This window comes from Streptomyces sp. NPDC005728, from assembly GCF_040630895.1.
Lineage (GTDB): Bacteria > Actinomycetota > Actinomycetes > Streptomycetales > Streptomycetaceae > Streptomyces.
The window spans coordinates 1-11,086 of record NZ_JBEXYL010000171.1 but is presented as its reverse complement, the minus strand read 5'-3'; the positions used below and the strand labels follow the sequence as shown (position 1 = coordinate 11,086).

The following is an 11,086-nucleotide window of genomic DNA, read 5'->3' as shown; positions in this document are numbered from 1 at the left end:
CGTGGCGTGGGTCGGTGACGACCAGCAGGATCTGCTCAGCCGGCTCCCCCAGTGGTTCGGCGCTGCCACCGGCTGAGCACCTGTCAGGGCAGGACGGCTGCCTGCGGCGGCGGAGGGCGAAGAACAGTGCCCCGCCGAGGAGCAGGGTCAGTGTCGATACCGCGGCCGCCAGCGTCACCACGGGGCTGGCGCCGGTGCCGGCCATGGTCCCGTGGCCGGCACCGCCCGTCGCTGTGGCAGTTCCGTTGGCGTTGCCGTTGCCATCGCCGGTGCCATTGCTCTCGGACGTGCCGCCGGAACCCGGCTCAGCGCCCGAGGCGTTCCCCGTACCGCCGGTGCCCGAGTCGTGGCCCGGGGCGTGGACGACGATCGCCGCGGTGTTGTTGCGCGCGTCGGGGTCGGTGCTCAGCGAAGTCACCTTGATCCTGCCCGGCTTCAGTGCGGCCGGATCGACGACGCGGAGGTCGAACGTCCAGGTCGTGTACTGGCCGGGGTCGATCCACAGGTCGTGGGTGTCCTGGAAGCAGAGGTAGTAGTCGAGGGCGCCGTGCTTGTCCGTGAACTTGACGCAGCCCTCGGGGGTGGCGACCGCCTCCGTCCCGGCCGGGATGTAGACGCGGGTGTCGTACGGCGCGTCCTCGCCCGGTTCGCTGCCGGTCCAGGCGGCCATTCCGGCGGGACCGTTGTTGCGCACACCGACCGTGAACTTCACCAGGTCCCCGGCCTTCTTCTGCCGCACCGTGGTCCCCACGGCCTGGATGTCCGCGGTGGTGTCGACGTCGAACGTCGTGTACCCCTCGGTGTTCTGCGGCTTGCCCGGAGGTGCCGAGGCCGGGCGGGGCGTCAGCTTCAGCTCACGGCCGGTGCCGCGGTGGTGGGCCTGGCCGTCCCTCCACCGGAAGTACTGTCCCCCGTACGAAACCCTGAGTTCACCCTCCAGCACGGCGGTGTCGGCGGTCATCGAACCCAGGTCCAGGTCGTACGATCCGTTGACGTCGACCGGACCCTCGACCTCGCATCGGACTGTGCCGCCGCCGTGCTTGGTATCGCCGTAGGGCCCGTACTCGCAGTTGCTGAACTCCTCGTCGGGCGTCAGGCCCTCGTAGCTCATGACGAGGACCGCGTCGTCCTGCGACGTGGCACCGTAGTTCGTGAACCCGCTCGTCACCTTCATGGAGGTCCCCGGTTTCACCGTCTTGGTGCCGGGGGTGCGCTCCAGCCGGTCGAGGACCAGGCCCACGTCGGGGACCGTCACCTTGATCGTCCGCGATGCGAGCTGAACGCCGTGCGACTCGACGGTCATACGGATCTCGCCCGAGGCACCGACCGGCGCGCCCTTCGCGCGCAGCAGACCGACTTGGTACCAGTTGTCTCCGCGAGGCCCGAAGTCCCTGTCATGCCGGCAGACCAGGATGTGGTCCGCCTTCTCCGGGCACGATGTCACATCGGCGATGCCTTCGAGCGAAGTGACGTCGACGGTGAACGTGTAGGAGTCGACCGTCGTCTTGCCCTCGTTGAGGACATGGATGCCCAGCGGGCCGCCGAAGGGCTGATACGGATAAACATCCGCGGTGTTCGGGCTTTCGATCACGAGCTTGGTGCCGGCCGGGGCCACCGGCGCCCCCGCCGCCGATCCGGTCGACGCGCCCGTCAGGGCCGTCACCGCGACGAGGACGCACGCGGCCGGCCGTGCCCACCCCTTACCGGCGGTTCCGGCGCGGGCCGGAATCGATCTCATGCAAGCTCCCTCTGATGGTTCAGGGCACCGGGAGGTTCCCGAAGCCACCCGCCACGACCCCGAACGCCACCAGAAGGTTGTATGAACTGCGCACAAACGGAAATGGCCCGTACGGCCTACAGCAACCAGCCGACCTCAGCACCGCTCGCAGGTGCCCTTGCCGGGGGGCGGCTGTCAGCACTGCCAAGTTGTCGCATGAATATCGGGTCCGTGTTGGTCACGGCAACCGTGGGGTACGGCCTCGGGCAGCGGCGTCACGCCGACGTCGCGCCGTCGTTGAACAGCGCGACTCCATACGCCGGGCCCCGGGGTGTCATCGCAGAGCCCCTGGGACCCGTGGCGTTCCTGGCCGGCATCTGCGGGACGGTCGTGGGCTCGGAGCCAGGTGGCCCGAGGACGGGCCTGCCCAAGGGGCTGGCGGGCTGTCACCCCAGATAGGCGGGGGCGACAGCGGAAGTCATCAGTCGGCGGGCCGTGCCGGTGCCGTCGGCGGGGACGGTCCACAGGTCTGAGCCGTAGTCGCCGGGCAGGGCGTAGACGAGGGTGGAGTCGCCGGCCCACAGAGCCTGGTCGTCGATGTTGCGCCGTTCGGCGGTCGCCGTCTCCTTCATGGTGTGCAGGTCGAGAACGTACAGCCGCCAGGGCGCGTCGGGAGAGGCTCCCTTGACGCGTTTCTTGTAGGCGATCCGGGTGCCGTCGGGCGAGAGGGAGGGGCATTCGACGTTGTGGTGCAGGGTGGTGAGGGTGCGTGCGGCGACATCGCCGCGGACGAGATAGGTCCGGCCGCCGGTCGCCAGCGTGGCGTAGAAGCGGGTGTCGTCGGCGAAGGTGACGCCCCAGATGTTGATGTCGGCGGAGCGGTAGGGCCGGCCGTCCTTGGTGATGCGGAAGGTCTCCAGGTTGTCGTCGATCGCCCAGGTTCGAGTGTCGACGATGGCGGTGCGGGTGGAGAAGTTGGTGCCGGCATAGGAGTCGCCGCTGACGAAGACCGTCCAGGCCACCAGGTGGCCGGAGGGTGAGACCCGGGCCCGGGTGGGGATGCCTGCAGCCGGGAAGTGGTGCAGCTCGTGCAGGTGCGAGTCGAGTACCACCGCCCGGTAGGTGTCCTGCAGCGTGCCGTGCACGGCCTGCAGGCAGATGCCGGTACCGGCCGCCGCGTGGAAACGCAGACACTTGACGCCCGATGCGGTGCGCGGCCCCTGCGGATCGCCGGCGGGCACGGTGGAGATCTCGTCGCGGTGCGGACCCCAGGCCAGGTTGCGCACCAGCAGGCGACGGCCGGCCGTCGGCCGGAGCGAGACGGTTCCGGGCCGCACGGTCGGACCGTTCGCCTGCTGCCGGTCGCGCATGCCCGACCGGTGGGCGGCGTGGAGCACTGCCCCGGTGCCGACGCTCCCCAGCAGCAGGACGGCGGCCAGCAGGATCACCAGGCGGGTGTTTCTGGTCATGTGGACACCTCATCGGCGGGACCGAGGACGAACGAGGCCACGAGGGTGCTGATGGCCAGTGCGGCGGCGACTGCGGCGAGTGTGGTGCGTCCGCCCCACAGGCTCCAGGCCGCGCCGAAGACGAGCGAGCAGGTGAACCGGGCCAGCGCCTGGCCGGTGCCGACCAGTGCCTGCCCGGCACCTTGGTGTTGTGCCGGCACGGCGTTGGCGGTAGCGGCCGCGAGGACGCCGTCGGTGGCGGCGTAGAAGGTGCCGTGCAGCACGAGGACGGCGACCACGGCCGGGACTCCGTGCCAAGGGGAGAGCACCAGGCCGTAGCCGAGCAGCAGGACACCGTGGCCGGCCAGGAAGAGCCGGCGGCGGCTGATGCGGTCGGCGAGTGTGCCAACCGGGACGGCGAGCAGCAGGAAGACGGCGGCGGTGCCCAGCGGCAGGAGCGGGAACAGATGGGCGGGCAGGTCCCCTTCGCGCTGGAGCAGCAGATAGAGAAAGGAGTCGCTGACGGTGGTCAGGCCGAGCAGGGTCGCGCACACGGTGAGCCGGCGCAGCTCGGGACGTCGCAGTAGCCCGAGCGCATCGCGTAGCACCGGCCGGTCCGATTCGGGCCGTTGTACGGCATCGGCGGGGGCGATGTGGCGGGGCACGAAGAGCACCAGCACCAGGACCCCCAGTGCGGCGACGCAGCCGCTGACCGCGAAGACCGCGTCGTAGCCGTCGACGGTGGCCCGCAGCACTGCGAAGGCGACGAGCGGGCCGAGCAGCGCACCGGTGGTGTCCATGGCACGGTGCACCCCGAACGCCCGTCCCCGGTACTCGGGTTCGGTGGCCAGCGAGATCATCGCGTCCCGAGGGGCGGTGCGCAGCCCTTTGCCGGTGCGGTCGGCTGCGAGCACGCCGCTGATCACGGGGAGCGTGTGGGCGATCAGCAGCAGCGGCTTGCACACCGCCGACAGGCCGTAGCCGAGGCCCGCCACGACCTTGTGCCGGCGGCCTCCCCGGTCGGCGAGGTGGCCGCCGACCAGCCGGACCAGGGCCCCGACGCCGTTGTTGATGCCGTCCAGCAGCCCGAACCCGAGCGGCGACAGGCCGAGGCCCACGACCACGTAGAGCGGCAGGACCGCGGTGACCATCTCCGAGGAGACGTCCGTGATCATGCTGACCGCACCCAGGGCCAGCACGGTGCCGGGCACGGCGGCCGGCCGCCGCCCCGGACGGGTGTCCGGGGCGACGGCGGGCTTGGTGCTGCGGGAGTCCGCGAGATACACGGGCGTCAGTTCCAGATGCCGGCGATGTCGGAGGCCGAGGCGGCGTTGCCCGCGTGCGTGGTCAGACCGGCCAGGTCCTCCACGGTGCGCAGTACGTTGTAGTGGTTGTAGGTGGTGGAGCTGGAGCTGCCGGGGGCGACGTGCTGCCCGTAAAGAACGGTGGGGATGCGGTTGCCGGACAGCTTGTTGTCCTCGTCGAAGGTGACGGCGAGGATGCTGTTGTGGGTCTGGGCCCAGGTGGCGTAGGCGCCCAGCTTGTTCTGGATCCAGGTGTCGCCGGTGGAGACCGAGCAGTCGTGCATGTCGCTGCACAGGTTCGGGACGACGAAGGAGACCTTGGGCAGGGTCGTGTAGTCGGTCGGGAACTGCGTCATGGTCTTCGCGCTGCTGGTCGGCACGTTGGAGAAGCCGAACCACGGGTTGTGCTTCTGCGCGTAGTTGCCGCTGCTGCAGACCGTCGAACCTTGGCTGGGCAGCGACTCGTTGTAGCTCGCCCAGGTCTTCCCGGCCGCGATCAGCTCGGAGGCGAGGTTGGGTGCGGAAATGGAACCGACGGAGACGCAACTGTCGTCGGTGCGGCCCTGGTTGGAGCCCGAGAAGAGCATGTAGTAGTTCGGCTCACTGGGGTGGGTGAGGCCGTAGGACTGGGTGAGGTTGGCGCCACCCGCCTTGAGGGTGTTGTTGATGTACGGGGCGCTGGAACTGCCGATCACCTGCGAGTAGGCGTGGTTCTCCATCACCACGACCACCACGTGGTCGGGGGTCGGGAGAGCGGCGGCCTGAGCGGTGGAGGCCGTGGTGGCCCACAGGCCGATCGACGTGGCGGTGAGGGCAACAGCCCCTGCAAGTGCGGCGAGGGGGCGTCGGTTGCGCTGGGGAGCCTTGACGGCGGTCATGACTGTCCTCCGGACAGAAGTGACGGACGATCGGGGGAGCGGCGCCGTAACCCTAGGAGCACCAGACCGGAACCAGGTGAAGGACAGACGAACGGTGGGCCCCGCCGGGCAAAGAAGGCGCCACGCACAGGTCACGCAGAGCAAAACCTGACAGTCGGATGCCCCGTCCAGCAGCGAAGTTGCGGATGCCGTCGGTCGTGGGGCTGCTGGAACAGCAGGAGTTGGCCGCTCACCGTCGCCACTTGTGCGGCCCGGTGCCTGGGTTTCGGAGTTTGAGGAGGTGCTGTTACGGATGGGTCACCGGTTCGGCCGGGTCGATCCGCGCCGGCGGATGCGATGACCTGGGAGACCGTTGTGGGTCAAGATGGCTGACGGCGCTGCAGGGTGCGGGGCACGAGGGGACGGGGAGTGTGGTGAGGGGTCTCGGGACGTCGAACGAGTCGGCGATCGGTCCTTACCGGCTGGTGGCGGAGGTGGGACGGGGCGGCATGGGGCGCGTGCTCCTGGGTGTCACCGACGCGGACCGGCTGGTCGCGGTGAAGGTGGTGCACTCCCAGTTCGTCGAGGACGAGGGCTTCCGAACGCGGTTCCGGCGTGAGGTCGCGGCGTCGCGTCGGGTCTCCGGGGCCTACACGGCAGCCGTGGTCGACGCCGATCCCGATGCGGAACTGCCGTGGCTGGCCTCGGTCTTCGTCCCCGGGCCCTCACTCAAGGACTGCGTCGACACGGTCGGCCCGCTACCCGTCGACGCGGCGCTGCACCTGACCGCCGGGCTGGCCGAAGCACTCGCGGACATCCACCGCTCGAGCCTCATCCACCGAGACCTCAAACCGTCGAACGTCCTGCTCGCCGCGGACCGTCCCCGGGTGATCGATTTCGGTATCGCCCGTGCCACCGACAGCGAGGGTGGCACCGAGATCACCCACACCGGCTGGCTGGTCGGTTCTCCCGCCTTCATGTCTCCGGAGCAGGCCGAGGGCAGGAAGCTCACGCCGGCCAGTGACGTTTTCTCCCTCGGCGCGGTGCTCGCCTTCGCCTGCACCGGCACCAGCCACTTCTCCGGCACGTCCACTCCACAGACCCTCTACCAGGTCGTCCACACCGAACCCGACCTCACAGAGGTCCCCGAAGAGCTGCGCGGCCTGGTGCGGCGGTGCCTGGCCAAGGACCCGGCGAAGCGGCCCGACCCCGCAGGCATCCTCGACGTGATCGGCCCCCTCGCTCCGACCGAGCGTCCCTGGCCGGCTTCGGTGCACGCGATGCTCGACGCGCAGCACACCGAGGTCGTCCGGCTCCTGGGCAGGTCCGAGGAGGACACCGTGCTGCTCGAGGCCGGAGCGGAGACGGTCATCCGCACCGTCCTGTCACCTGGCAACACCCGGCTGCAGGCGGAGCTCTCGACCCTGACATCCGCTCCGGTTCCCACCCTGCCCGCTCCACGGCGTTCGAGCCGCCGTACCCTCCTACGCGGCATGCTCGGCGTCGGAGTCGCCGCCACAGTGGTCGGCGCACCCATCGGAATCGCCGCCTGGTCCTCTGACGACTCGCCGAAGGACGGAGCAGGCCCGAAGGGCGATGCGTCCCCGACGCTTTCCAAACTCGACCTCATTGCGGCCTCCGAGCCGTCGGACATGTCGGCTTCCGGGCCCTGGGATTCCGAAGGCGCAGACATCTCGTTCAGTCCGGACGGCAGCCTCGTCGCTGTGGGCGGAGACGGCGGCGTCAGGCTGCTGTACAGCAAGGGCATGACGGTGGCGGCCTCGCTCGAGTTCGACATCCCTGGCGGCAGCTCTGACCTGGTCTTCAGCCCTGACGGCTCGATCCTTGCCGGCGCGGTGCTGGATGAGGACGCCGACACAGACGTCGAAGACATACGGATGCTGTGGAACACGGAGACCTACAAGAAGATCGCTGTGCTCACTGATCCGGTGCCCGCGAACATCCCTGGGTCGCGGACGCCCAGGGTGTTCTCTGTGGCGTTCAGCCGTGACGGAGCAATCCTGGCCAGTGGTCACTCGTTCAACGGCCTCATCACGTTGTGGGACACCACCTCCCACCGGAAGATCGCCTCCCTTAAGGACCCCGACGAGGTCAGCGGTGTGAGAGGTGTCGTGTTCGCCCGTGACGGTCGAACTCTCATATCAGCCACGGAGAGCTCGGGGTATCTTCGCTTCTGGGACCTCGCCGAACACAAGGTAAGCAGTAGCGTCTGGGACGCCAGGCTGACCTCCGACGACATCGCCCTGAGCCCGGACGGCAACTTGGTCGCCGCTACGGCCGGGAGCGTGGCCATCGCGTGGGACACCGCCACTCGCAAGAAGAGAGGCACGTTCACCTTCGAAGGGGCCGGTGAACTCTTCACTCTCGCATTCAGCCCGGACGGCAGGGCACTGATCGCCGTGAGCGTGGATACGGACAACCCCAGTACCAGCACCAGTCGCCGGATCCATGTGTGGGACGTGGCCACCCAGAAACGGACTCATGAGTTCCGCGACGTCATCGACGACTCCAACGCCATCGCCCTCAGCCCGGACGGCAGGATGCTGGTCACTGTCCATGAAGGAAACGTGTGTGCCTGGAAGCTCCCGGGGCTTGTCTGACCAGCGAGCCGAGGAGCCGCGGTTCAGCGGCACAGGGCCGTGTCCACAGCACCGTCCATGCGCTCCTTGGCTGCCTGGCTCGGCTGTGTCGTCACGGCGACGTCGGCCGCGCGGCCGTCCTCGGTGGCGCCGCCTCGGGTCTCGTAACCCGTCATGCTGCCGCCGTGGCCCCAGTACACACCGCCGCACGACAGGGGCGTGCTCACGAGGCCCAGCCCGTAGCGGGCACCGGCGGGAAAGGGGTAACCGGCGGGGACGGTGGTGCGCATCTGGTCGAGCTGGGCCTTCGGCAGGAGGCGGCCGGCCAACAGGGCGGTGAAGAACCGGTTCAGGTCGGAGTTGGTGGACACCATCTGGCCCGCGGCCCAGGCCCAGGAAGGGTCCCATTCCGTGGCGTCGACCAGCGGCGCACCTGCCGAATCCTGGTAGTAGCCCTTGGGATGGCGCTCCCGGATCGTCACCTCGCCCGGGGCGGGGAAGTAGGTGTGGCGCAGTCCGATGCGCTTGATGACGCGCCGGTCGAACTCCTCGGCGAGGGGGCGGCCGGTGACCTTCTGCACGATCAGGCCGGCCACCAGGTAGTTCGTGTTGCTGTAGGCCCATTTCGTGCCGGGGGCGAAGTCGGCCTTGTGCTGGAGAGCGAGGTCGAGGAGTTCGCGGGGATCGTAGAAGCGGATGTCGTCGCTGAGGTACTGGCTGTAGTTGGGAAGTCCACTGGTCTGCTGGAGGAGTTGACGGACGGTGATGTGGCGTCCGTCGATCCCGTCCCCGCGGACGAGGCCGGGCAGATAGGTGTCGACCGGGGCGTCAAGGCCGATCTTGCCTTCGCCGACCAGTTGCAGCACGACCACCGCCGTGAACGTCTTGGTGTTGCTGCCTATGCGCACCTGACCGTCCCGGGGCACCTTCGCGCCGGTGGCCAGGTCGCCGACCCCTGCGGTGTAGGTGCGGGTGCGGCCGTCACGGTCTTTGACGCTCGCCAGCGCGGCGGGCACACCGTCGGTGTGCACCAGCGTGTTCAGGCTCTCTTGGACGGTGTGCGGCCTGGCAGCGGCGGACGCCGCGGGTGGGGCCAGGGCGCCCATCGTCATGACGCCGACGGCCACTGCGGCCGCGGCCTGCACGGCTCTGCGCCGGCCGCTCCGCTGCCCGGACGGACGAATCCTCTTCCATGCCTGCTCACGCACGAGCCAACTCCTAGGGGGCCATCGGGAAATCACCGGCGTCTGCCGGGCTCAGCATCTCCGGATGCGACCGCCCGGGACGATCCTGCTACCCGCCCAGCAACAGGTGGGGCTAGCCCCCGGCACGCTCAGCCGGCAGGGAACAGGGGCAGGGTCCGTCGTCTGCTGGGTCGGGCTGAGCTGCGAACGCAAGGTCCTCACCGAGATCGACGCCCGCGACCGCGTCCGGGTCGTGATCTTCGCCTACGACACCGGACTCGTACGCCCGGCATGACCGACCCGCCTCGTGTTCACCGCTCCGTGCCCGAAGCCGGCCACCTCGGCAGCGCCGAGTTGCGACCGGTCCGGCCGCAACTCGGCATCAGGACGGCCGACTTCCGCGACATCGGCCGGGCCGAGACGCAGGGGGCCCGGCATACGCACCGAGCGCAGTCGCCCATACGTGTGACGCGGCCAAGGAGCAGGGTGGGAGGGCGCTTTGCCCCGCCTCCTGCCCGTGCGCGTCCGCCGTATCGGTGCCTGTCGTCATGGCCGGCCCGGATCCGGTGATCCGGCGAGTGCCATGCCTGCGGCGAGTGTCGTGCCGTCGGCGGGGTCGATCAGGAGGAAGGAGCCGGTGCTGCGGGAGTCGGCATAGGCGTCCAGGGCCAGTGGTTCGGCGGCGCGCAGCCGGATGCGGCCGATGTCGTTGGCGAGCAGTTGTCCGGGCTCCGCGCGCTGGGACAGGTCGTCCGGCCCGAGACGCGAAGGGATCTCCTCGACCCGGGCCCGCACGGTCCGCGCGGTGTGCTTGATGAGGACCCGTCGGCCGACGGTCAGCGGAGTGTCGGCGACATGGCATACGGTCGCCTCCACGTCCCGGCTGGTGGTGGGCGCGTCCGCGGAGGGAACGATCAGGTCGCCGCGCGCGATGTCGATGTCGTCCGCGACGAGCAGGGTGACCGACTGCGGGGCCCGCGCCTCGTCGACCGGCGTGCCGAGCAGATCGATCCCGGTGATGGTCGAGGTGCGGCCGGACGGGAGGACCGTCACGGTGTCGCCGACCCGGAAGGTGCCGGCCACGATCTGGCCCGCGTAGCCGCGGTAGTCGGGACGTTCGGCGGTGCCCGGACGGATCACATACTGCACGGGGAAGCGTCCCTGGGCGTCGGCGGGATCGTGCCCGGCCTGGACGGTCTCCAGGTGCTCGAGGACGGTGGGGCCTTCGTACCAGTGCATGGAGGCCGAGGGCTCCACGATGTTGTCGCCCACGAGGGCGGAGATCGGGATGGCGGTGACCTGGGGCACCCCCAACGCGTGTGCGTACGCGGCGCATGCGTCGGCGATGGGAGCGAACGCCGACTCCGCGTAGCCGACCAGGTCCATCTTGTTCACGGCCACCACCACGTGCGGGACGCGCAGGAGGGCGGCGATGGCGGCGTGCCTGCGGGTCTGTTCGACCACTCCCTTGCGGGCGTCGACCAGGATGACGACGAGGTCCGCGGTGGAGGTGCCGGTGACCATGTTGCGGGTGTACTGCACATGGCCGGGGGTGTCGGCGAGGATGAAACGGCGGCGGGGCGTGGCGAAGTAGCGGTAGGCCACGTCGATGGTGATGCCCTGTTCCCGCTCCGCGCGCAGCCCGTCGGTCAGCAGCGCCAGATCGGGTGCCGCGGTTCGCGACGCCCTGGCCACGTCTTCGAGTTGGTCGGCCAGGACGGACTTGGAGTCGTACAGGAGGCGGCCCACCAGAGTGGACTTTCCGTCGTCGACCGAGCCGGCGGTCGCGAAACGCAGTGTGTCCGCGTGCATCAGAAGTACCCCTCGCGCTTGCGGTCCTCCATGGCGGCCTCGGAGAGCCTGTCGTCGGCGCGGGTCGCGCCGCGCTCGGTCAGCCGTGAGGCGGCGATCTCGGCGATGACGGCGTCCAGCGTGGTCGCATCGGAGTCGACGGCGCCCGTGCAGGACATGTCACC

7 protein-coding genes and 2 pseudogenes are annotated in these 11,086 nt (G+C 69.6%); 2 read left to right on the top strand and 7 right to left on the bottom strand.

The genetic code is table 11. The annotated features are described in order from the left end of the window. From ABZ471_RS45670 to ABZ471_RS45655, 4 genes and pseudogenes are all read right to left on the bottom strand, one after another. A pseudogene (locus tag ABZ471_RS45670) lies at window positions 1-1,738 on the bottom strand (hypothetical protein); the annotation flags it as partial. Between the two features lie 425 nt (window positions 1,739-2,163). Further along, the gene (locus ABZ471_RS45665; RefSeq protein WP_359075073.1) at window positions 2,164-3,186 is read right to left on the bottom strand and encodes a TolB-like translocation protein; all 1,023 of its coding nucleotides are present in this window, start codon (window positions 3,184-3,186) and stop codon (window positions 2,164-2,166) included. Continuing rightward, window positions 3,183-4,451 (bottom strand): MFS transporter, encoded by a 1,269-nt coding sequence (locus ABZ471_RS45660; protein WP_359075072.1) that lies wholly within the window; start codon window positions 4,449-4,451, stop codon window positions 3,183-3,185. The genes ABZ471_RS45665 and ABZ471_RS45660 overlap by 4 nt, the downstream gene beginning before the upstream one ends. Window positions 4,452-4,456: 5 nt before the next feature. Then, window positions 4,457-5,347 (bottom strand): alkaline phosphatase family protein, encoded by an 891-nt coding sequence (locus ABZ471_RS45655; RefSeq protein WP_359075071.1) that lies wholly within the window; start codon window positions 5,345-5,347, stop codon window positions 4,457-4,459. 410 nt (window positions 5,348-5,757) lie between these two features. On the opposite strand from ABZ471_RS45655, the gene ABZ471_RS45650 reads away from it, so the two are divergent. Continuing rightward, window positions 5,758-7,947 carry a WD40 repeat domain-containing serine/threonine protein kinase gene (locus ABZ471_RS45650; protein WP_359075070.1) on the top strand — a complete coding sequence of 730 codons (2,190 nt, stop codon included), beginning with the start codon at window positions 5,758-5,760 and terminating at the stop codon, window positions 7,945-7,947. 23 nt (window positions 7,948-7,970) lie between these two features. On the opposite strand, the gene ABZ471_RS45645 is transcribed toward ABZ471_RS45650, so the two are convergent. Then, window positions 7,971-9,134, bottom strand: coding sequence for a serine hydrolase domain-containing protein (locus tag ABZ471_RS45645; RefSeq protein ID WP_359075069.1), 1,164 nt, complete (start codon window positions 9,132-9,134; stop codon window positions 7,971-7,973). Window positions 9,135-9,195: 61 nt separating this feature from the next. Between ABZ471_RS45645 and ABZ471_RS45640 the strand changes: the two genes are divergently transcribed. Beyond that, the gene (locus ABZ471_RS45640) at window positions 9,196-9,405 is read left to right on the top strand and encodes a hypothetical protein (protein ID WP_359075068.1); all 210 of its coding nucleotides are present in this window, start codon (window positions 9,196-9,198) and stop codon (window positions 9,403-9,405) included. Window positions 9,406-9,656: 251 nt separating this feature from the next. Here ABZ471_RS45640 and ABZ471_RS45635 read toward each other — a convergent pair whose 3' ends face one another. Both ABZ471_RS45635 and ABZ471_RS45630 read right to left on the bottom strand, forming a co-directional pair. Next, window positions 9,657-10,922: a GTP-binding protein gene (locus tag ABZ471_RS45635; RefSeq protein WP_359075067.1), complete on the bottom strand. Its 1,266-nt coding sequence runs from the start codon at window positions 10,920-10,922 to the stop codon at window positions 9,657-9,659. Then, window positions 10,922-11,086, bottom strand: a pseudogene (locus ABZ471_RS45630) (sulfate adenylyltransferase small subunit); the annotation flags it as partial. The pseudogene ABZ471_RS45630 and the gene ABZ471_RS45635, both read right to left, overlap by 1 nt.

What these genes read in the sequence shown, in the direction of transcription:
- ABZ471_RS45665 (WP_359075073.1), bottom strand. Translation starts at nt 3,186, where the DNA reads ATGACCAGAAACACCCGCCTGGTGATCCTGCTGGCCGCCGTCCTGCTG.
- ABZ471_RS45655 (WP_359075071.1), bottom strand. Translation starts at nt 5,347, where the DNA reads ATGACCGCCGTCAAGGCTCCCCAGCGCAACCGACGCCCCCTCGCCGCA.
- ABZ471_RS45640 (WP_359075068.1), top strand. Translation starts at nt 9,196, where the DNA reads ATGCGACCGCCCGGGACGATCCTGCTACCCGCCCAGCAACAGGTGGGG.
- ABZ471_RS45635 (WP_359075067.1), bottom strand. Translation starts at nt 10,922, where the DNA reads ATGCACGCGGACACACTGCGTTTCGCGACCGCCGGCTCGGTCGACGAC.